Raw genomic sequence first — 21,680 nt, forward strand, 5'->3', positions numbered from 1 at the left:
AGGGACCGACGCGAAAGGAGGCTTAGTTTCGCGCATGGAGAGGAGCCTGCCGGACCACCGCATCGCGATCATCGGCCGCGCCGGGCGCTTTCCGTCGGCGCGAAACGTGGCAGAGTTCTGGTCGATGCTGGCGGCGGGGCGCGCCGCCGCGCAGCGTCTCAGTGACGCCGACATAGTTGCAGCAGGCGTCAGCCGCAAGCTGCTCGCCGATCCGGCCTATGTCCGCATGGCGCATGTCCTGCCCGACATGGAATGCTTTGATGCCGGGTTCTTCGGCTTCTCGCCGCGTGAGGCGGCGATCCTTGATCCGCAGCACCGCCATTTCCTCGAGTGCGGCTGGGAGGCGCTGGAGGACGCGGGCTACGTTCCGGAGCGGTTCGACGGCAGGATCGGCGTCTTTGCCGGCTCGGGCATGCAGGCCTATCTGCCCTTCAACCTGCTCTCCAATCCGGAACTGGTCGAAGAGATCGGCCTGTTCCTGTTGCGCCACACCGGCAACGACAAGGATTTCTTGCCCACCCGGCTGTCCTATCTTCTGAATCTCACCGGCCCCTCCGTCGCCATCCAGACTGCCTGCTCGACCTCGCTGGTGGCCGTGCACACGGCAATTGGTTCGCTCTTGAACATGGAATGCGACATGGCGATTGCGGGCGGGGTGACGATCGAGTTGCCGCACCGCACCGGCTATCGTTACGCAGAGGGCGAGATTCTCTCCCCAGACGGCATCTGCCGCGCCTTCGATGACGACAGCCGCGGCACCGTGTTCGGTTCGGGTGCTGCCCTTGTCGTTCTGCGCCGTTATGAAGACGCACTGGCGGGCGGCGACGACATCAAGGCCGTTATCCTGGCCAGCGCCGTCAACAATGACGGGGCCGGCAAGGCCAGCTACCTGGCACCCTCCGTCGACGGTCAGGCCGAGGCAGCAGCAGAAGCCCTGGCGCTGTCCGGAGTCGAGGCTTCGAGCCTCTCCTACATCGAGACGCACGGGACCGGTACGCCGATCGGCGATCCGATCGAGCTCGCCGCGTTGAAACAGGTCTATGGCACAGCCCCCACCGGCAGTATCGGCGTCGGCTCGGTGAAGACCAATATCGGCCACCTGGACACGGCAGCTGGCACCGCGAGCCTGATCAAGGTTGTGGAGGCGTTGCGGCATCGCCGTCTGCCCGCCAGCCTGAACTTCCGAAAACCCAATAGCCGCTTCGACTTTGCCGCCAGCCCTTTCCGCGTCGTGGCGGAAGGGCAGGACTGGCCAGAGACGGCAACCCCCCGCCGGGCCGCGGTCAATTCGTTGGGGGTCGGCGGCACCAACGCCCATGTGATCGTCGAAGAAGCGCCACGCCGTGAACCGGTCGCCGCAGCCTCGCAATGGCGGCTCTTCCCATTCTCCGCGCGCACGCCCGCTGCGCTGGAACGAATGCGCGAAAGCTGGAAGGGCTTCGTCGGTAACGGTGCCCCTGCGCCGGAGGACATCGCCTTCACGCTTCGGGAGGGGCGCAGGGAATTTTCGGAGCGGTTCGCCATCGCCGCCCGTACGTCCGATGACCTCAAAACCGCACTTGCCGCGAGGGCCACGCCGCTGCGTCGGCATGGCAAGGCTGGCGCGTCTCCGCCCCGGATCGTCTTCCTGTTTCCCGGCGGCGGAGCCCAGTATCCGGGCGCTGGTGCCGGGATGATGGCCGCTTCGCCGGTGTTTGCCAATGCGGTCGACCAATGCTTTGCCCTGCTGCCGCACACCGCGCCGGCAGACCTGCGACAGGTCATGTTCGGTGCAAAGCTTTCGGACACGGCAGCGCGTGAAAAGCTCGCTCGCTCCCGCTATGCCATCCCCGCACTGTTCATCCTCGAATATGCCTATTCGAAACTCTGGGAAAGCTGGGGTATCCGGCCCGACGCGATCGTTGCCCACAGTGTGGGCGAATATGCGGGCGCGGTGGCGGCAGGCGTGATCGATCTTTCGGACGCGCTTAGGATCGTGACCCTGCGCGGCAAGGTGATGGACGAGGCGCCGGCCGGCGCCATGACCGCCGTGCCGCTCGGCGAGATGCGGGTGCGCGAACTGATCGGCGACGTCCTCGACATCGCCGCCGTCAATTCCGAGCAGTCGACCGTCGTTTCCGGCCCGGTGAAGAATATCGAGGCGCTGGAGGCGCAGCTGGCAGGCAGCGAGCACGAGGCGCGGCGCATCCACATCGAGGTCGCCGCCCACTCGCGGCACCTGGACGACCAGCTCGAACGGTTCCGGGAGGGGATTGAAGGGATTACGTTCCGGCAGCCGACGACGCCGATGGTCTCCTCGCTACGCGGCAGCTGGGGGAATGGCCAGGACTTCGTTTCGGCCGACTACTGGGTCCGCCATCTGCGGCATACGGTGCGTTTCGCCGATGCGGTGTCCGCCGTGCTGGAAGCGCCGGACAGCGTCGTTATCGAGGTCGGGCCGGGACAGACCGTCGGGCCGCTCGTCGCGGCGGCGAAGACGAAGAACGCACCGCGCGCCATCCTGCCGTCTGCGCCGCGCCCGCGCGACGAGGAAGACGAGATGGGCGTCGCCGTCGCAGCGCTCGGCGGGCTCTGGGCCAATGGCGTGCCGCTTGATGCGGACCGCCTTTCCGGACGGGAAGGGCGGCGCGTGTCGCTGCCGACCTACCCGTTCGAGAAGGAGCGGCACTGGATCGAGCCCGGTCGCGGCAGGGTCGAGGAGGTCAAGGAGGATACCGCTCCTCCACTGGCACGCCTTGACGATCCCACCGACTGGGTCGAGGTGCTCGGCTGGACGGAGCGCCCACGATCCGCGACGGCTGCCGATCTGGCCGGCGACTGGCTGGTGCTGGCCGGGCGCGATGTGGCCTCCGTGGCGGTCCTGTCGCGACTTGCAGACGCCGGATCACGGTTGGTCGTTCTTCGCGCCGGGGATAGCTTCGCGTCCGTCGAAGGCGGGTTCACGCTGCGCCCCGACGCGCAGGAGGATTTCGATGCGCTCGCCTCTGCCATGCCGGTGGTTCCGCGGCGCGTGCTGGCGCTATGGGCGCTCGATCCCGACATCGCTGACCAGGCCTTTGCAGCATCCTACCTGCTCGCCCGCTTCCTGCAGCAGGCCGACCCCGAACCGGGCACGCGGCTTGTGCTGGCAACGACAGGATCAGCCGCCGTGGCTGCCGACGAGAAGCCGCAAAATCCTGCACTTGCGGCGCTTCTCGGCGTGGTAAGGGTTGCTCCCCGCGAGATCTCCGGCCTGAGTGCGGCTGTCGTCGATCTCGAGACGGCGCCGGGTGCAACTGCCGTCGCGGCGCTGCTGACGGAGGCGGCGGCGCCGGATGAGGCCGATCACGTAGCCCTGCGCGGCGAGCGCCGCTTCGTTCGCGACCGCATGCGCGTACCAGCCGCCCTGCCAGACGAACTGCCTGCCCGGTTGCGCCAGGGTGGCGTCTATCTCATCACCGGAGGCACGGGCGGCATCGGGCGCCTGCTCGCGCTGTGGCTGGCGGAGACTGCCGGGGCAAGGCTGGCACTCGTTTCCCGCTCGGCCAAGGAGGATGCGGCGCTGCGGGCGGGGATCGAGGCAAAGGGTGGTGCAGTCCTCTTCCTGCCGGCTGACGTTGCCGACGAGACGGCGATGGCGCAGGCGATCGACACGGTGAGGTCGCGCTTCGGCGCGCTGCATGGGGTTATCCATGCCGCCGGCCTGCTCGACGACGCCCCGCTCGTGGTGCAGCCGCTGGAAGCGGCGGTTGCCTTGATGCGGCCGAAACTCAAGGGGGCCAAGACGCTTCATAATCTCCTGCCGGAGGGAAGCATCGACTTGTTCGCCGTGATCTCTTCTTCCTCGGTCGTGATCGGCGGGGCCGGCCAGACCGCCTATGCGGCCGCCAATGCCGCACTCGAGGCGCTGGCCGCCTCCCGTCGCGACGGCTTCTCTATCGCCTGGGCAACCTGGAGGGATACGGGAATGGCGGCACAGGCTTATGGAGCCGGCGAAGCGCCTCAAGGCGATCGGTTGCTGGGCGCCCGTCACGACGAGCCTGATGGCAGCGTCCGTTTCGAGACGCGGATCGATCCGCAAGCCGATTGGCGCGTGTCAGAGCATGTGGTCGCGGGGCAGCCGGTCTTGTGCGGCACCGCTTACATCGAATTTGCGCAGGCGGCGGCCCGCGCCGTGCTTGGCGCGGATAACTTCGAGCTTGCGGCGCTGTCCTTCGTGCAGCCGATGACTTTTGGGGGGCTTCCGCGGCGGGTCGCGGTCCATCTCCAGCCGCGGACGGGTGGCTACGATCTTTCAATTGAAAGTACGGCCGGTCCGGCACAACACCCGGTCGAGCATATGCGGGCCCAGGTCGTCGCTGCCGAGTGCCTCGACGAGAGCCTGCCGAAGGTGCTCGACGTGACGCTGATGAAGGCGACCACCCTTGAGAGCGGACATGCGCCGCAGAAAGACGTGATTGCGTTCGGCCCGCGTTGGGATTGCAGCGAGGCGTTGCGGGCCGGAGACGGGGTGGCGGAGGGTGAGTTCAGACTTGCCAAACCGTTCGCGGCCGACCTTGGGACCCATCCGCTCCATCCCGCGCTACTGGACATGGCAATGACGGTGGGACTGGCAGCGGTGGCACGGCAAGACGGTCGTCTCTACGTCCCGATGTCAGTTGAGCGGATACGCGTTCTCCGGCCATTGCCTGCCGCCGTCACCAGTCGTGCCGTGCGGGTGGAAGGCGAGCCGGGTCGGTTTGCGGCCTTCGACGTGGCTATCTTCGACGACGCCGGTCGTTCGGTCGTTGTCCTTGAGCATCTGGCGCTGCGCGAGGTCGACCGCGATGCGCTCGGAGCAGGGGCCGGGCCGGCGGGACTGACGACGCAGTTGCTGGCAACGGGCATTCGCGCGGCCGAGGCGCCGGATCTCTTTGCCCGTGTCTTCGCGCATGCCGGCCGCCAGCTGGTCGTCTCACCGGTCTCGCTCGACCTTGTACGGCTGGCGCTGGCGGATGTCGCCGAGCCGCCACGCCAACGTACCTTGCGGCAGGGGGCCGGCGGGCCGATTGGAGATCCCGTGACGGCGCAACTGGCATTTATCTGGGGTGAAATTCTCGGCGTTTCCGAGGTCGGACCGGACGACGACTTCTTCGCGCTTGGCGGGCACTCCCTGAATGCGGTGCGAATGTTCGCGCGCATCCGCAAGGATTTCGACATCGCGCTTCCGCTTTCCACTCTGTTCGAGGCTTCGCGGCTGCGTGATCTGGCCGGTCGGCTGCGCGAACAGGTTTCGGGGCGGGAAGCGGCGCCATCAGCTGTGCCGCAGCCAACTTTGAATGAGGCGGTCGAGCCGTCCGTTCCGGCGGAGATCAGGCGAATCGCGATGACCGAGGGGCAGCGAGAGATCGCCGCGGCGATCGGGATCAATCCGGCTGCGTCGCTTTCCTACAATCTCTCCTTCAGCCTGCATCTCGATGGTGCGGTGGACGGATCGGTGCTGCGAACGGCACTTTCAGAGCTGGTCGCTCGCCACGACGGCCTGCGTGCCTCCTTCGATGTCGAGAATGCCTCCCTGACGATCTATCCGCATCGTGAATTGGCTTACGAGGAGCTCGATATCTCCGCTCTTGGCGCGCCGGAACAGAAAGCGCGGCGCGACGAATTGCACGGTGTTGCTGCCCGTGCGCCATTCGATCTGGTCAATGGACCGGTTTTGCGCGCCATGTTGCTGCGGCTCTCCGCATCGCGGAGCGAGCTGGTGCTGTTCGCTCATCATATCGCCTGCGACGGATGGTCGATGGGTGTGCTGCTGAGCGAGTTGGCGGTGCTCTACACCTCTGCCCTGAGGGGCGAAAAGGCCGCCCTGGCGCCACCGGCAAGCATCGCCGATCTGGTCGCCGCCGAGGCCGCATGGGGCGAAGGCCCGCAAGCCGCACGGCACAGGGCCTACTGGCTGGACAAGTATGCCGGGCCGCTTCCGGCGGTCGACCTGCCAACGGACAGACCGTACCCCATGGCGCGCGATACGACGGCAGATCGGGTCGAGACCAGCCTGGATCCGGCGCTGGAGCGGTCGCTGCGCGATCGGGCGCAGGAGGCCGGCACATCCTTGCGCAACCTCGTCTTCGCGGCCTTCCGCTACTACCTGTCGCGCCTGACGCGCTCCTCCGACGTGGTCATCGGATTGCCGGCTTCCGGTCAGCTCTCCCATGGGACCGAAGGGGCAGTCGGGCACGGCGTGAGCTTGCTGCCGATCCGTGGCTGGATCGACGCCGACATGACCATGGCGGAACTTTTGGCGCAGGCGCGACGTGACCTTCTGGGGGCGCTGGATCACCAGAATTACACCTATGGCGCCCTGATGCGCGACCTGCACCAGCCGCGGGACCCGTCACGGATCGCGCTCGTTCCCGTCGTCGTCAACATCGACAACCTCGCCGACCTTGGAGAGCTCCGCTTCGGCGAAGTTGCGGCGCGTCTGGAGGTCAATCCGACCGGGCATGAATACTTCGAACTATTCTTCAACCTGTTCGATGCCCCCGGTCGTGTGGAGTTTTCGTGGAACTATTCGACCGCCCTCTTCGATAGGGCGACGGTGACGCATCACGCGAGCAATTTCCGGCAGTTTCTCGATGCGATCGCCACCGCGCCCGAGGGAATGGCAGCGCGTGTCGGCCATCTGTTGCGCGGCGATGCGAGCCGTCCCGCAAGCGGCAGCCATGTCGATCCGGCCGCAACCGGGCCGCAATCCATCGTGGAGGTCTTCCGCGCCGCGGCGGTGCGGGCACCCGACCAGGTGGCGGTGCGCTACATGGATCAGGCCATGGACTATGCGACGCTGGATTCGCGTTCCGACGCATTGGCCGCGTTGCTGGCGTCGGAAGGGGTGCGCCAGGGCGATCTGGTCGGGATATCGTCGCAACGGTCGCTGTCCCTGCCGGTGGCCGTTCTGGGCGTGCTGAAGGCGGGGGCAGGCTATGTGCCGTTCGACACCGCGCTGCCGCCAGACCGGCTGCAATTCATGGCCTGCGATACAGGTATCAAGGTGTTGCTGGGCGACTGCGCCCCGGTTGCTGCGGCCGGGGTCAAGAGCGTTCGGACTGCGGATTTCCCGCTCGCCGCGACTCGTGCACCCGACCCACACATCACCGGTGATTCAATCGCCTATGTGATGTTCACGTCGGGCACGACCGGTGTGCCGAAGGGCGTGGTGCTGCCGCACCGTTCGGTGATACGGCTTCTGCGCGATACGGACTGGCTCCGGCTCGGCCCCAAGACCGTGACACTCCATTCCTCCGCCTTTGCCTTCGACACTTCGATCATCGATCTCTTCGCGGCTCTCCTTCATGGCGGCACGGTCGTGATTCCGCCGGATGGGGCGCTGTCGATTTCACAGCTGTCCGATGCGATCGAAAGCCATGGGGTGAACACGCTGTGGCTGACATCGGGACTGTTTCATGCAGTTGCGGACAGCCGGCCGGAGGCGTTTGCCCGGGTCGATCAGGTCATCGTCGGCGGCGACGTTGTTTCGCCCACCCATGTGGCGCAGGTCCTGTCGACTTGCCCGGGTGTGACCGTGATCAACGGCTACGGCCCGACCGAGAGCAATGTGACCAATGCTCATGCGGTGACAGCCGTGGACTTGAAGCGGGGGCTGCCGCTGCCGATCGGCAAGGCCATCCCCGGCACGCAGATCTACATCCTGGACGAGATGCTTCAGCCGGTGCCGACAGGGCTGATCGGTGAACTGTGCATTGCCGGTCGCGGCCTGGCACTCGGCTACTGGAACCGACGCGAGCTGACGGCGGAGAAATTCGTCACGGCGCCCTGGGATCCGGATCTCAGGCTGTATCGCTCCGGCGACCTGGCAATGGATCCCGGCGACGGGGTTTTGCGGTTCTTCGGCCGCGCCGACACGCAAGTGAAAGTGCGCGGCTTCCGCGTCGAGTTGACCGAAGTCGAAGGGGCCTTGGAAAGCCATCCGGCGATCCGCCAGGCGGTGGCCATAGCGACCGCGCCCGAAGGCCAAACCGACAAGGTGCTTGTCGCCTATTTCGTACCTGACGGTCCGGCGCCGACGTCCGACGCGCTTTCCGCGCACCTTGCCTCGATCCTGCCAGACTTCGCACGTCCGACCTTCTTCGTCCCGCTCGACGAGATCTCGCTCAATTCGAACGGCAAGGTCGATCGCAAGCGGTTGCCGCCGATCAGGCCTGCCGTGGTAACGGCAGCGCCATGCCAGTTGCCGCGCGGTGAAACCGAGGCAAGGCTTTCGCAGATCTGGTCGGATGTGCTCGGCCTGCGGCAGATCGGAGCGGAAGCGAACTTCTTTGCGCTCGGGGGGCATTCGCTGCTTGCCGTGCGGCTGTTCGACCGCATCAGGCGGGATTTCGGTCACGATCTGCCGATATCGACGCTGTTTCGCAACCAGACCGTGCGGGAACTCGCTGCCCTCCTGGATCGGGACGCCGCGTCCGCCGACGGGCCGGAAGCACCCTGGGATACGAGCACCGTCATAGATCCCGGCCCGGAGTCCGGCGGCCTGCCGTTCTTCGTCGTGGGCGGTGTCGGCGGCAATGTAAACAACCTGTTCGAGCTCGGTACCCTGATCGGGCGAAAGCGTCCGGCGATCGGTTTCCAGACCCGCGGCGTCCAGGGGCATACGCCACACGAAAGCATCGAGGCGATGGCTGCCGAGAACCTCCGCTATCTGCGCCGGCACCAGCCGGAGGGGCCTTATATCCTTGCGGGGTATTCCGGCGGCGCCTACACGGCGCTGGAAATGACGCGGCAGCTTGAGGCTCAGGGCGAGACGGTGCAGCGGCTGTTCGTCCTCGACACCTACGCGCCGGGTGTCGCAAGGGATTTTCGGCCGAGCATCACACTCAGCCTGCGCCAGCGTTTTGCAAACGAGTTCTCGCTTCTGCGCAACGAGGGGCTCGGCTATCTCTGGGCACGGGTCACGGCAACGTTGCACCCGTATCTCCTGAGAGGCCCGGTCCTGGCTCTGATGAAGCGGACAAACTTGCCGCTTTATCGGCAGCGGCAGGTGGAACGAAGCTGGATGGCGGCTGCTCGTACCTATGGCGGTGGACCGATCAAGGCCCCGGTCACGCTTTTTCGGACGCGTCCGTTGCATATGGTCCGGAAGCTGGCGCTGGAACAGGATCCGTCTCTGGGCTGGACGGGATTTGCTGATCCCGCCTGCTTTGACATGCCCTGGGTCCAGGGCGACCATCTCAGCATGCTGCGCGGTGAAAATGCGCGAAGCCTGGCTGCGTCCATCGAGGAACGGTTTTCGCGCTGACGCCCGCGGCGGTAGGCACCGTGTCCGGTCCTTTGCAGCCGTTTGAAGTCTGATTGCTTATCTTGTCGCTACGCGTAGCCGCTCGGTCAGGAAGTCCTCGATCGCCGGAAAGAGCCCGTGCGCCTGGAGATCGGCATGGCCGCCGCCCGCCAATTCGACATATTTCTTCGGCATGGGGGCAGCCTGATATAGAAGGCGCGCCCGTTCGACCGGTAGCGCCCGGTCAAGCTCACCGTGGATGAACAGCGTCGGCGCCTGGATGCCCTTGACGTGATCGACGACGTCGTAGCGCTCCGCCCACATCAACTCGCAAAAGGGAATGCCGAAATAGCGGTCCTGATAGTAGAGGCAGGTGCGCAATGGGGCGGCCTCGAGGATCACCGCGGCGAAGGGCCGGTTCGCGGCGAGGCGGCTGCCGACCCCAGCTCCCAGGCTGAAGCCATGCAGGACCCGTTGTTGCGGCGGGACGGTGTAGCCTATCAAGGCGTCCAACTGGTCGTACAACGAGCGTGCGTCACGTGCGAAATTCATCTCGCTCGGCTTGCCGGAGGTCGCGCCCGATCCGCGATACTCCATCATCACCACGCCATATCCCATTCCGATCAAAGAGGCGATCCGCCCCATCGAGGCGCCGATGTTCGACTGGTTGCCGTAGAAGCTGAGGATGACGGGGTTGCCTTCGACGGGCACTGAGATCCAAGCATGAATGGTTGCCCCATCCTCGGAGGCGAATTGTACTACCTTTACCGATGGCAGGCCGTACTTGGCCGGTACGGTGGGGGTGGGATCGAAGCTGTGGACGCCGTAGGTCTGAAAAGCCCAGATTCCGCCAGCGGTGGAGATGGCGGCCAATGCCAGGGCGGCAAGAAACACTTGCGCAGCGCTCATGCAATCTCCTTGCAACCGCGTGCTCTTAAAGAGCGTTCGGAACGCCTTTCTGACTTCGAAGAAGATACCGGCGGCCTGTCGATCGAACAACTCGGCCAAACGGTTGAAGTAACGTACAAATCAAGCCGCTACCGGTGGCGGAGCATCCCCTACCCGTCACCCCGCCCTTGAGCCGGGCTCCAGTCGCGCCGCGTCTGCGGCGCGAAAGCGCTTTTTGCGCTCAAGGACTTGAGCGCGCTGGATGCCGGATCAAGTCCGGCATGACGGACATACATGGACGCCGAAGGCCGCCATCGGGCGGCCCCATCTTTCTTGTGCCGTCGCCGCTGTCAGGCGAGCATCGATCCTGTCTCGACAAATCGCTGGTGCCAGGACAGGGCTTCGTTCAGCAGCGATGGCGACTGCATGCCGTAGGAGCCGCGCAGCGCCCGCTGGAAATAGTCGTCGAGGGCCGGGCGATAGTCCGGATGGGCGCAGGTGTCGAGGATCAGTCGCGCCCGCTGCTTGGGCGACAGGCCGCGCAGGTCGGCAAGGCCCTGTTCGGTGACGAGCACCTGAACATCCTGGTTGATGTGATCGACGTGGCTGGCCTGCGGGACGATCGCCGAGATCTTGCCGCCCTTGGCGGTCGACGGCGTCATGAATATCGAGACATAGGCGTTGCGGGCAAAGTCGCCCGAGCCGCCGATGCCGTTCTGGATCCGCGAGCCCATGATGTGGGTCGAGTTCACGTTGCCGTAGATGTCGGCCTCGATCAGGCCGTTCATGGCGACACAGCCGAGCCTGCGGATCAGTTCGGGATGGTTGCTGATCTCCTGCGGGCGCAGGATCATCTTCTCGCGGTAACGGGCCATGTCGGCGTTGAGGCGGGCAGCCGCTTCCGGGCTGAGCGAGAAGGCCGTGGCGGAGGCCATCCGCAGCTTGCCGGCGTCGAGCAGGTCGAGCATGCCGTCCTGGATCACTTCGGTGAAGGCTGTCATGTTCTCGAACGGGCTGTCGACGAGGCCGGTCAGCACGGCGTTGGCGATGTTGCCGACACCCGACTGGATCGGCAGCAGCGATGCCGGCAGCCGACCCTTCGCCACCTCATGGCGGAAGAATTCGAGCAGGTGCCCGGCAATGGCGCGGGCGGCATCGTCAGGCGGCGTGAAGGGCAGGTTGCGGTCCGGAGCGTCGGTCTCGACGATGGCGATGATCTTGTCCGGGTCGCAGCGGAAGGAGGTCTCGCCGATGCGGTCGTCGGCACGCACGAGCGGAATTGGGATACGGTGAGGTGGCAGGGCCGTGCCGTAGTAGATGTCGTGCATGCCGTCGAGATCGGCACTCTGCCAGCGGTTCAGCTCGAGGATGACCTTTTCGGCGCGGTCGAGCCAGGTCTTGTTGTTGCCGACCGAGGAGGAGGGGATCAGCGAACCGTCCGCGCGGATGCCGGACACCTCGATGATGGCCGTGTCGAGCGGCCCGAGGAAGCCTTGCCAGGCCATCGGTGCGACCTGGCTGAGATGCATGTCGAAATATTCCATCTCGCCGCGATTGATCTTCTCACGGGCGATCGGATCGGAATTGTAGGGGAGGCGGAACTCGATACCGTCGGCCTTGGCAAGCGCGCCGTCGAGCTCCGGCCCGGTCGAGGCGCCGGTCCAGACGCGCAGGCGGAAGGGGTTGCCGGCGGCATGCTCGGCTTCGATGCGGGCGGCTAGCGCCAGCGGCACCGTTTTCGGGTAGCCGGACCCGGTAAAGCCGCTCATGCCGACTGTCGTGCCGGACTCGATCAACGATGCCGCATCCTCGGCGCTCATCACCTTCGAGCGCAGCTTCTCAAAGCCAAGCCGTGACTGGTTCATTCTGTCTCTTCCCGTTCGTCCCGATGCCGACCCGCCCCGTTGACCGGTAAGGCCCAGGCTCGGCTACATTGCAGTGGTGAGTGTCCTAAATGCGACAGTGGGTATACCGCAAACAAATTAAAATATGACTTGAACATTCATGTTTATGGTCTATACCGCGGCAATTGATCTCCCACTTACCAATCGTCACCTATGTTTTCCCCCCGCCATCTTTATTCGATCGTCGCTTTTGGCGCAGTTCTCGGCCTGTGGTGGGCTGCAAGCGGGATGGGCTGGATCGGCCCCTTCCTTCTGCCGTCTCCCGACAAGGTGATGAAAACGATGGTCGAATTGGCGCAGTCGGGAGAGCTTTCCCGGCACACGCTGATCAGCCTGCAACGGGTTGGGGCGGGCTACCTGCTTGCGGTCGGACTGGCTCTTCTGCTTGCGCTCACCTTCTCCAAGAGCGCGATGACGCGCCAACTGCTCGATCCGCTTTTGGAGTTCATGCGGCAAATTCCACCATTGGCGCTGATGCCGCTCCTGATGCTCTGGCTGGGTATAGGGGAAGCGCAGAAGGTGGGCATCATCGTTCTGGCCTGCTTCTTTCCCATCTTTCTCGGCATGCGCAGCGGTATCGCCCAGGTCGATCCGAAGCTGATCGAAGTCGGCAAGGTCTGCGGCCTCTCCGACAGGGAGATCATGTGGCGGATCGTGCTGCCCTCGTCGCTGCCGTCGATCGTCGTCGGGCTGCGGATCGGGCTCGGCTACAGCTGGCGGGCGCTGGTCGGCGCGGAGCTGATCGCGTCCTCGGCCGGGCTTGGCTATCTGATCGTGGATGCCGAGAACCTGGCGCGCACCGACATCGTGCTGGCCGGCATTTTCGTGATCGGCGCGATCGGGATCCTCGCCGACCAGCTGCTGAAGATAGGCATCGTCCGGTCCGCACCGTGGCTCGCCACCAACCTTGAGACCGCCCGTGCTTGAGCTGCGCAACATCGGCCGCAGTTACCGCGTTGGCGAACGCGAGGTCGTGGCACTTCGCGACATCAGCGTCACGTTGCAGAATGGCAGCTTCACGACGGTCGTCGGCCGCAGTGGCTGCGGCAAGACCACGCTGCTGCGGATCCTCGCCGGCTTGACCGAGCCGAGCGGTGGAACGATCGTTCATGGCGCAGCGAGCGAGTGGAACGCCGGAGTCGTTTTCCAGGACGCACGGCTGATGCCCTGGCTCAACGTCTTCGACAACGTCGCCTTCGGAATCAGGGGCCGTCTCGATCGCCGTGAGATCGAGAAGCGGTGCCTGTCTGTGCTCGAACTCGTCGGTCTCTCAAATTTCCGGACTGCGCTGCCCGCGCAACTCTCCGGCGGCATGGCACAGCGCGTGGCGATCGCCCGGGCGCTGGTGATGGAGCCCGACCTGCTCCTGCTGGACGAACCGTTTGCCGCGCTCGACGCCTTTACCCGGCGCACGATGCAGACCGAGCTCGTCAATATCTGGCAGGAGCGGCGGCCGACGGTCGTTTTCGTCACGCACGACGTGGAGGAGGCCGTGCTGCTCGGGCAGACCGTCCTCGAACTCGATCAGGGACAACTGGTCGGGCACGACCGGATCGACGCTGCCTATCCCCGCGACCCGACCGATCCGGCCATCGCGCTTCATCGCCGGCGAATTCTGGAGCGCCTGCTTGCGCCGAAATCGACCGAAACCGACACCCCCACCCAAGACAGGAGACACCCATGAAATTCCTCACCGGCCTGGCGCTTGCCCTTTCGCTGGCGACCTCGGCTTTTGCCGCCGACAAGCCTGAAACCGTGCGCATCACCTATGTCTCGGCGCCCTTCAACGTGCCCTCGATCGTCATGCGGGAGAAGGGTTTCCTCGATGAGGCTTTTGCAGCACACGGCATCAAGGTTGAAAGCCCGGAGATCACCTCTGGCGCACAGCAGACCCAGGCGATCGCTGCCGGCGAAATCGACATCGCCAGCGTTCTCGGCGGCACTTCGGCAATCCTCGCGAAGGCCAACGGCGTTGACCTGAAGGTCATTGCCGCCTATGCGCGCTCGCCGAAGGCCTACTACCTGATGACGCGTGCGGATGGCCCTGCGGCTCTTGCCGACCTCAAGGGCAAGAAGATTGCCGGTCCCAAGGGAACCGTGCTGAATCAGCTTCTCGTCGCCGCGCTCGCCTCGCAGAAGCTGACGCTGGCCGATGTCGAGTACATCAACATGGATCTGCCGACGGCCCGTGCAGCCCTTCTTTCCGGTCAGGTCGACGTCGCCACGCTTGCAGGCAACAATGCGGTGATGGTCGAGCAGGCCGGTGGCAAGGCGCTGGTGGACGGCGAGGGCCTCATCAAGCCGACCACCGTCATCGGCGCACGCAGTACCTTCCTGGAAGAGCACCCGGACCTCGTGAAGGCCTATTTCGACGCGCACCGCAAGGCGCTCGAGTTCATCGCGGCGCACCCGCAGGAGGCACTCGATATCGCGGCCAAGGAGCAGAAGATCTCGGTCGAGGAAGCTGCCAAGCAGATGCCGCTCTACGACTTCACCCCGGTCATGACCGATGACGATATCGCCAACCTGACGGCCGATCAGACCTTCATGATCGATACCGGCATGTTGCCAACGGACAATGCCATCGACATCAAGGCCGATCTGGTCGCCCCGTCGGCCTTCGAAATCAAGTAATCAAAGTCAAGCATAGCCGGCACTGCCCGATCGTGGTGCCGGCCACATGATTTCAGGACATTCGAAATGAAACTATCGATCCTCGATCCGGTGCAGATCCCCGTCGGCCAGACCTCTGGCGAAGCGATGCGCGGGTCGATCGCACTGGCACAGACCGCCGAGCGGCTCGGGTATCACCGCTACTGGCTCGTCGAACATCACGACGTGCCGTATGAAGCAAACCCGGCACCCGAAGTGCTGGCGACCGCGCTCGCCTGTGCAACGAAGACGATCCGGATCGGCGTCGGCGGCCTGCTTCTGAACCACTACAGCCCGTACAAGTCGGCCGAGGCTATCCGCACGCTCGGAGTGCTCTTTCCGGGCCGAATCGATGTCGGCATCGGCCGGGCAACGGCGGGCGTGACGGCAGACACGGCACTGAAGCGCCATCGCCATATCGAGACACCCGACGACCACGACGACCAGACCGAGGAGTTCGTCGGCTGGATCGGCAACGACCTCCCCGAGACGTCTCCGTTTCGTTCGATCGGCATCATGCCGGACGAACCGGCCGGCCCGCTCCCCTGGGTGTTGATCGCGACCGAGGCGAGTGCGCTGCGCGCCGCACGCCTGGGGCTGCCGATGGCATGCAGCGCGTTCCACGTGCCCGAGAACGCCCCCGGCGCTTGGAGGGCCTACCACGAGAATTTCCGGCCGTCTCGGTTCGCGGTTGGTGTCGACCGGCCGACGGCCCTGCTCGCGATCCGGCTCATCATCGGCGAAACGCAGGCGGAAGCCGAGCGTCTTGCCATGCCGATGCGTGTCGCCTTCAAGCTGCGGCGGAAGGACAATATCATGCTGACGGAAATGCCAACGCCGGAGGAGGCGATCGCGATCATGGGCGAAGTGCTGCCAGCGGAAGACGCCGACTGGCCGGCCTATGTCGTCGGCTCGCCGGAGCGGGTGAAGGCCGTCGTCGAGCGGATGGCTCGAGATACGGGCGCAACCGAGATCATGGTGCAGGACGTATTGCACGACGCAGCGCTGCGTCATCGCAACTACGAACTCCTGGCGCGAACCTTCGGCCTGACGGCCCGATAGCCGCCAAGGCTAAGCGCTACGTCAGCTTACGCAAGGTCAGCGCAAGCCATGCCGCCTACCAGTCGCCGCAAGCAAACTGCATTGCGACGATGAAAGGACGACATGATGTCGATAGACGGAAGCCATGATGGCGAAGTGAGCGGCGAAGCTATTGCGCTTCTCCTCGAAGGCGGCGCGGGTGAGGTTCTGACAGACCTGCTCGTCAGCGCACTGAAGGATGCCTATCGCTTTCTCGCAGAAGACATGCCGGTCGATACCCGCCACTAACCCGATCGGGACGGCGCACTCGAGCAGTGCGCCGTCCTGGCAAAGCGAATGGCTTGCCAGCGCACGGCCTCAGCGCATCAACGCTTCAACGGACGCGGCAATCTGCAGAAGCATCTTGTCGGTGCCGTTGCGGCCGAACAGCATGAAACCCGCCGGATGTGCCAGTCCCGGCATCGGCAGGGTGATCGCCGTCAGGTCGAACTGGTTGCCGACCTGGTTGTTGCGCAAGAGCAGGTCCTCGACGTGGCGGTAGGTTTCCTCGTCCGACGAGACGGACGCGATGCTGGCGGCGAAGATCGGCGAGGTCGGCAGGGCAAGCACGTCGAAGGGTGCAAGGCGCGCGTCCATGGCTTGGGCGAGGCCATTTCGCGTTTCCAGCAAGGCAGCAAGATCGGCGTCGGAAACGAGCCGGCGGCGCCTCAGCGTGGTGGTGACGCGGAAATCCACCGGTGCGTGATCATCGTCCAGCCAGTCGGCGTGAATGCGGCTCGCCTCGATGCCGGCGATGGAGCCGATGCGGGTCGCTTCCGCAAGAGCCTCGAGAAGATCGTCGATGGAGCAGTTGGTCAGTTCGGCGCCGGCGTCTGCAAGGCGCGCGAGATTGGATTCGAACGCCGCTGCAATCTCGGGCTCCATGTCCTCGAACAGACGCCCACGCGGAGCACCGACCTTCAAGGCCTTGAGCGACCTGGCGGCGAGCGGTTCCGGCTTTTCGCCAGCCATGATCGCATCGGCAAGGGCACAAGCGGCGACGCTGTCGGCAAGCGGGCCGACCGAATCGAGACTGGGCGCCAGCGGGAAGGCGCCGTCGAGCGGAATGCGGCTTGCCGTCGGCTTGAAGCCGACCAGCCCGTTCAGGGCTGCCGGAATGCGGATGGAGCCGCCGGTATCCGAGCCGATCGCGATATCGCAGGTGCCTTCGGCGGCAGAAACCGCAGCCCCCGACGAAGAACCACCGGGAACGAGGTTTTCGTCCGTTGCGTTGCCCGGCACGGGGTAGTGCGGATTGAGCCCGACCGCAGTGAAGGCGAATTCTGTCATGTGCGTCTTGCCGATGATGACGGCGCCGGCTTCGCGCAGCCGGCGGACGATCGGGGCGTCGGCGGTTGCGGGCGGGTTGGAACGGCGGATGACCGAGCCGGCAAGTGTCGGCTCGCCCGCCACGTCGAAGAGGTCCTTGATCGAGACGATGCGGCCGTCGAGCGGGCCGATGGTTCTGCCTTCGCGCAGGCGGGCATCGGCCGCGTCGGCCTCGGCGCGCGCCGTTTGCGGATACAGCTTCACATAGGTGCGTTCGGTGTCCTTGCGCTCTTCGAGGCGGGAAAGGATTTTTTCGAGGCGGGTTCTGATCGGATTTTGAGACAAGTGCGGCCTGCTGAATCAATACATGAAACTGGGTGGTTTCATAGCAGACGAATCAGACAAATCCATCCACTGGTTCTTGCAGGTGCAGGCCGCGGCGTCTCGCTATTCCCCCTTGAAGGTCGGGGCGCGCTTCTCGACGAAGGCGGCCATCCCTTCCTTCTGGTCAGCCGTGGCAAAGAGCGCGTGGAACAGGCGGCGCTCGAACAGGATGCCTTCGCGCAAGCCACCCTCGAGGGCGCGGTCCACTGCCTCGCGTGCGGCAGTGGTTGCGGCCTTGCCATAGCCGGCTATGGTTTCGGCAGCCTTCAACGCTTCATCCATCAGCTTGTCGGCGGGAACGACGCGGGCGACGAGACCGCAGCGCTCGGCTTCCGTCGCATCCATCAGGCGCCCGGTCAGGATCAGGTCCATCGCCTTGGCCTTGCCGACCAGTTTCGTCAGGCGCTGCGAGCCGCCCATGCCGGGGATGACGCCGAGCTTGATTTCCGGCTGGCCGAACATCGCCGTGTCGGCGGCAAAGATCATGTCGCACATCATCGCCAGTTCGCAGCCACCGCCGAGCGCATAGCCGGACACGGCGGCGATCTTCGGCGTGCGGAGGGACGCGAACCGGTCCCAGGCGGCGAAGAAGTCGTCGTTGTACATTTCCGAGAACGACTTGTCGGCCATCTCCTTTATGTCGGCGCCGGCGGCGAAAGCCTTCTCAGAGCCGCGGATGACGAAGCAGCCGACGCCGGGATCGCGGTCGAGAGGCGCCAGTTCGTTGCCCATGGCGAGCATCACTTCCGCGTTCAAGGCATTGCGGGCCGCCGGCCGGTTCAGCGTTACGATAACGACGCGGCCCTGCCGCTCGACGATGATCGGTTGTTCCACCAGCTTCTCCCTTGGTCTTTCTATCGGGGGCTTGCCGCCTACTCGGCGCCCGATTCCGACTTATCGCGTAACATGTTGATGATGCCAGAGAAATCCTTCGTTCCGAATCCTTCGTCGGCGAACAGCTGGTAAAGACGCGTCGCCTTGGCGCCGAGCGGGGTCATGGCACCGGTCTCCTCCGCCGCTGCCTGCGACAGCTTCAGGTCCTTCAGCATCAGTTCGGCCGCAAACCCCGGCTCATAGGCGCGATTGGCCGGTGAGGTCGGCACCGGGCCGGGGACTGGGCAATAGGTGGTCAGCGACCAGCACTGGCCGGAAGAGACGGAGGCGACGTCGAAGAGCGCCTGGTGGGTCAGGCCGAGTCGTTCCCCGAGCACGAAGGCTTCGCCGACGGCGATCATGTTGATGCCGAGGATCATGTTGTTGCAGACCTTTGCCGCCTGTCCGGCGGATGCTGCGCCGCAATGGATGATCTTCTTGCCCATGGCCTCGAACAGCGGCTTTGCGCCGGCGAACACGTCCTCCTCGCCGCCGACCATGAAGGTGAGCGTACCGGCTGCGGCACCACCTGTGCCGCCTGATACCGGCGCGTCGAGGGAAGGGCAGCCCTTCGCAGCCGCCAGCGCGTGCGCCTTGCGGGCGCTTTCCATGTCGATCGTCGAGCAATCGATGAGAAGCGTGCCGGCCGGCACGGCGTCCACGAGTTCGCTCCAGACCGAAATCACGTGCTTGCCTGCCGGCAGCATGGTGATCACCGTTTCGGTGCCCGATACCGTTTCGGCGAGCGACGAACAGGTCTGGACGCCGTTCTGTCGCGCAAGCTCCAGAGATGGTGCGGCCAGATCGAACCCCTGGACGCGGTGGCCGGCCTTGACCAGGTTTGCCGCCATGGGGCCGCCCATGTGGCCGAGACCGATGAATGCTATGGAGCTCATGTGCGTTCTCCCTTCCTGGTCTTGTCAGCAAAAAGCGGTTCTTCTGTAGGCTCGAAGAAGCCGGCGACATTGCCTTCCGTTACTTCGGCGAGCGTCGCAGGGCGCCACTGCGGTTTGCGGTCCTTGTCGATGACGGCGGCGCGGACGCCCTCGTAGAAGTCGTGGCTGCGCAGCACCGCGAACGTGGCCGCGAATTCCCGCTCCAGGCAATCCTCCAGCGACGGGCTCTTGCGGCCAAGCCTGATCAGCCGCAGCGTTACCTTGAGGCTGAGCGGCGATTTCGTCCGCAATACGCCGAGCGTCCTTTCGGCGAAGGCGGAACTGTCCTTCTCCAGTGCCGAAAAAATGTCCTCGACGGTGTCGAAGGCAAACAGGCGGTCGATCGACGCCTGTTCCTGCGCTGCCTTGCCCGCCGGCGGCGCGTCCGCAAAGGCGGCGACGACGGCGGAAACATTTGCACGTGAGGCGGAGGCCGGCAGGTGGGACAGTTTTTCGATCAGTGCCGGCAGGCGGTCCGAAGGGACGTAGCTATCGGCCAGGCCGAACGCGATCGCGTCGCCGGCAGCAAGCTGCTCGCCGGTCAGCGCGGCATAGGTGCCGAGTTCACTTTGCTGGCGCGTGAGGAACCAGGAGGCGCCGATGTCGGGAAAGAAGCCGATGCCCGTCTCGGGCATGGCGAGCCGTGTGCGCTCGGTGACGATGCGGTGGCTGCCGTAGACCGACACGCCGACGCCACCGCCCATGACGATCCCGTCCATGATCGCGACATAGGGCTTGGCAAACCCGCCAAGCCGCGCGTTCATCCGGTACTCTTCGCGCCAGAAGATGGTCGGCTCGTCCGAGCCCGCCTTGCCGCCGTCATAGATCATGCGGATGTCGCCGCCAGCGCACAGCCCGCGCTCGCCCTCGCCGGTGATGAGCACCGCGGCGATTTGCGGATCGGCCTCGAAGGTATCGAGAGCGGCCTCGATGTCACGGACCATTGAGAGCGTAAGGCTGTTCAGCGCCTTTGGCCTGTTGAGCCGGATTCGACCGAGCGTGCTGGTGCGGCCGATCAGGGTCTGCGCTTCCTGGACGACATCGCTTTGCGTTGCGGGTTCAGATGTGGAGGGCATGGCCAAGTGCTTTCAATGCGGCTTCCTGCAGGCCTTCGCTGCGGGTCGGGTGGGCGTGGATGGTGCCGGCTATGTCCTCCAGCCGCGCGCCCATTTCCAATGCCAGCGAGAAGGCGCTCGACAGCTCGGAGACGCCGGCGCCGACCGCTTGCAGGCCGAGCAGCAGGTTTGTATCGGCCCGCGCCACTGCGCGCACGAAGCCGTCTTCCGATTGGGTGGTCATGGCGCGAGCGTTGGCATTGAAGGGGAAGAGGCCGACGCGGACCTCGTAGCCCTGCGCCCGCGCCTCGTCGGGCGACAGGCCGGCGGTGACGATCTCGGGATCGGTGAAGCAGACGGCGGGGATGGACCGCTTGTCCCAGACGCGCTTGCGGCCGGCGACGATCTCGGCGACCATTTCGCCCTGCGCCATGGCGCGGTGGGCGAGCATTGGTTCGCCGGTGACGTCGCCGATCGCATAGATGCCGCGCATCGAGGTTCGGCAGCGTTCGTCGATGCGGATGAAGCGCCCGGCGCGGTCGAGGTCGAGTTCGTCCAGCCCCCAGCCTTCGGTGCGCGGCTTGCGACCGACGGTGACGAGCACCTTGTCGGCGGCAAGGCGCTTCTCCTCGCCGACGGCTGTCTCGACGATCAGCACATTGTCTGCAAAGCCCTTCGCCTTGGCGCCGGTCAGAATGCGCACGCCGAGTTCGCTCAACCGCTTCGCCACCGGCTTGACCAGTTCGGCGTCGTATTGCGGCAGGATCTGCGGCATCGCCTCGACCACTGTGACCTCGGAGCCCATCTTGGCGAACGCGGTGCCGAGCTCCAGGCCGATATAACCACCGCCGACAACGACGAGCATCTTGGGAACGGCGCCCAGGGACAGCGCTTCGGTGGAGGAAATCACCGCTCCGCCGAAGGGCAACGTGGGAAGTTCGACCGGCTCGGAACCGGTGGCGATCACCACCGTTTCTGCGCGGATCAGCTGGGTTCCGGTCTCGGTCTCGACCTCCACCGTCTTGCCGTCGCGAAACCGCGCGGAACCGTGCACGATCTTGACCTTGGCCTTGCGCAACAGGCCGAGCACGCCGGCGTTGAGCCGGCCGACGATGCCGTCCTTCCAGCGCACCGTCTGGGCGAGGTCGAGCTTCGGCGCCTCGACGGTGATGCCGAGCGAATTGGGGCTCGTCATATGGCGAACCTTGTCGAATTCCTCGGCCGCGTGGATCAGTGCCTTGGAGGGAATGCAGCCGATGTTGAGGCAGGTGCCGCCGGCCTTGGTGGATTCGACGATGACGGTGTCGACGCCGAGCTGGCCGGCGCGGATGGCGCAGACATAGCCGCCGGGGCCGGCGCCGATGACGAGGAGCTTGCAGACGATCTCTTTCAT

Annotated in this window: 13 protein-coding genes; 6 read left to right on the forward strand and 7 right to left on the reverse strand. The window is 65.2% G+C overall.

Features of this window, described 5'->3' with window-relative positions; translation table 11 throughout:
* Positions 1 to 34 precede the first annotated feature (34 nt).
* A complete protein-coding gene (locus IB238_RS18485; protein WP_192250316.1) occupies positions 35 to 9,268 on the forward strand; it encodes a non-ribosomal peptide synthetase/type I polyketide synthase in 9,234 nt (3,077 codons plus the stop codon).
* A gap of 57 nt (positions 9,269 to 9,325) precedes the next feature.
* Here the strand turns inward: IB238_RS18485 and IB238_RS18490 are convergent, their stop codons facing one another.
* Positions 9,326 to 10,156: an alpha/beta fold hydrolase gene (locus tag IB238_RS18490; protein WP_192250319.1), complete on the reverse strand. Its 831-nt coding sequence runs from the start codon at positions 10,154 to 10,156 to the stop codon at positions 9,326 to 9,328.
* 329 nt (positions 10,157 to 10,485) lie between these two features.
* On the reverse strand, positions 10,486 to 12,000 hold the full coding sequence (locus IB238_RS18495; protein ID WP_192250322.1) for an acetyl-CoA hydrolase/transferase family protein: 1,515 nt from the start codon (positions 11,998 to 12,000) through the stop codon (positions 10,486 to 10,488).
* A 192-nt stretch (positions 12,001 to 12,192) separates the two neighbouring features.
* On the opposite strand from IB238_RS18495, the gene IB238_RS18500 reads away from it, so the two are divergent.
* The 5 genes from IB238_RS18500 to IB238_RS18520 all read left to right on the forward strand — a co-directional run bounded on the left by IB238_RS18500 (position 12,193) and on the right by IB238_RS18520 (position 16,020).
* On the forward strand, positions 12,193 to 12,966 hold the full coding sequence (locus tag IB238_RS18500) for an ABC transporter permease (protein WP_192250323.1): 774 nt from the start codon (positions 12,193 to 12,195) through the stop codon (positions 12,964 to 12,966).
* Positions 12,959 to 13,723 carry an ABC transporter ATP-binding protein gene (locus tag IB238_RS18505; RefSeq protein WP_192250324.1) on the forward strand — a complete coding sequence of 255 codons (765 nt, stop codon included), beginning with the start codon at positions 12,959 to 12,961 and terminating at the stop codon, positions 13,721 to 13,723. The genes IB238_RS18500 and IB238_RS18505 overlap by 8 nt, the downstream gene beginning before the upstream one ends.
* On the forward strand, positions 13,720 to 14,673 hold the full coding sequence (locus IB238_RS18510; protein WP_192250325.1) for an NrtA/SsuA/CpmA family ABC transporter substrate-binding protein: 954 nt from the start codon (positions 13,720 to 13,722) through the stop codon (positions 14,671 to 14,673). The genes IB238_RS18505 and IB238_RS18510 overlap by 4 nt, the downstream gene beginning before the upstream one ends.
* A 66-nt stretch (positions 14,674 to 14,739) precedes the next feature.
* A complete protein-coding gene (locus IB238_RS18515; RefSeq protein WP_192250326.1) occupies positions 14,740 to 15,753 on the forward strand; it encodes an MsnO8 family LLM class oxidoreductase in 1,014 nt (337 codons plus the stop codon).
* A gap of 105 nt (positions 15,754 to 15,858) precedes the next feature.
* Entirely contained in the window at positions 15,859 to 16,020 is a 162-nt protein-coding gene (locus IB238_RS18520; protein ID WP_192250327.1) for a hypothetical protein, read from the forward strand.
* Between the two features lie 69 nt (positions 16,021 to 16,089).
* On the opposite strand, the gene IB238_RS18525 is transcribed toward IB238_RS18520, so the two are convergent.
* The 5 genes from IB238_RS18525 to lpdA form a co-directional block, all read right to left on the reverse strand.
* Positions 16,090 to 17,385 (reverse strand): amidase, encoded by a 1,296-nt coding sequence (locus IB238_RS18525; protein ID WP_192250328.1) that lies wholly within the window; start codon positions 17,383 to 17,385, stop codon positions 16,090 to 16,092.
* 102 nt (positions 17,386 to 17,487) lie between these two features.
* The gene (locus IB238_RS18530; RefSeq protein ID WP_192250329.1) at positions 17,488 to 18,258 is read right to left on the reverse strand and encodes an enoyl-CoA hydratase; all 771 of its coding nucleotides are present in this window, start codon (positions 18,256 to 18,258) and stop codon (positions 17,488 to 17,490) included.
* 38 nt (positions 18,259 to 18,296) lie between these two features.
* On the reverse strand, positions 18,297 to 19,193 hold the full coding sequence (gene mmsB / locus IB238_RS18535; protein ID WP_192250330.1) for a 3-hydroxyisobutyrate dehydrogenase: 897 nt from the start codon (positions 19,191 to 19,193) through the stop codon (positions 18,297 to 18,299).
* Positions 19,190 to 20,308 carry an enoyl-CoA hydratase/isomerase family protein gene (locus tag IB238_RS18540; protein WP_192250333.1) on the reverse strand — a complete coding sequence of 373 codons (1,119 nt, stop codon included), beginning with the start codon at positions 20,306 to 20,308 and terminating at the stop codon, positions 19,190 to 19,192. Before IB238_RS18540 ends, mmsB begins: the two co-directional genes overlap by 4 nt.
* Entirely contained in the window at positions 20,292 to 21,680 is a 1,389-nt protein-coding gene (gene lpdA / locus IB238_RS18545; RefSeq protein WP_192250334.1) for a dihydrolipoyl dehydrogenase, read from the reverse strand. Before lpdA ends, IB238_RS18540 begins: the two co-directional genes overlap by 17 nt.

It is taken from the genome of Rhizobium sp. ARZ01 (assembly GCF_014851675.1).
Classification (GTDB): domain Bacteria; phylum Pseudomonadota; class Alphaproteobacteria; order Rhizobiales; family Rhizobiaceae; genus Mycoplana.

Bases quoted from the DNA above. Each gene is read 5' to 3' on its own strand.
- IB238_RS18485 (WP_192250316.1), top strand. From the start codon at position 35: ATGGAGAGGAGCCTGCCGGACCACCGCATCGCGATCATCGGCCGCGCC.
- IB238_RS18490 (WP_192250319.1), bottom strand. From the start codon at position 10,156: ATGAGCGCTGCGCAAGTGTTTCTTGCCGCCCTGGCATTGGCCGCCATC.
- IB238_RS18495 (WP_192250322.1), bottom strand. From the start codon at position 12,000: ATGAACCAGTCACGGCTTGGCTTTGAGAAGCTGCGCTCGAAGGTGATG.
- IB238_RS18500 (WP_192250323.1), top strand. From the start codon at position 12,193: ATGTTTTCCCCCCGCCATCTTTATTCGATCGTCGCTTTTGGCGCAGTT.
- IB238_RS18510 (WP_192250325.1), top strand. From the start codon at position 13,720: ATGAAATTCCTCACCGGCCTGGCGCTTGCCCTTTCGCTGGCGACCTCG.
- IB238_RS18515 (WP_192250326.1), top strand. From the start codon at position 14,740: ATGAAACTATCGATCCTCGATCCGGTGCAGATCCCCGTCGGCCAGACC.
- IB238_RS18520 (WP_192250327.1), top strand. From the start codon at position 15,859: ATGTCGATAGACGGAAGCCATGATGGCGAAGTGAGCGGCGAAGCTATT.
- mmsB (WP_192250330.1), bottom strand. From the start codon at position 19,193: ATGAGCTCCATAGCATTCATCGGTCTCGGCCACATGGGCGGCCCCATG.
- IB238_RS18540 (WP_192250333.1), bottom strand. From the start codon at position 20,308: ATGCCCTCCACATCTGAACCCGCAACGCAAAGCGATGTCGTCCAGGAA.
- lpdA (WP_192250334.1), bottom strand. From the start codon at position 21,680: ATGAAAGAGATCGTCTGCAAGCTCCTCGTCATCGGCGCCGGCCCCGGC.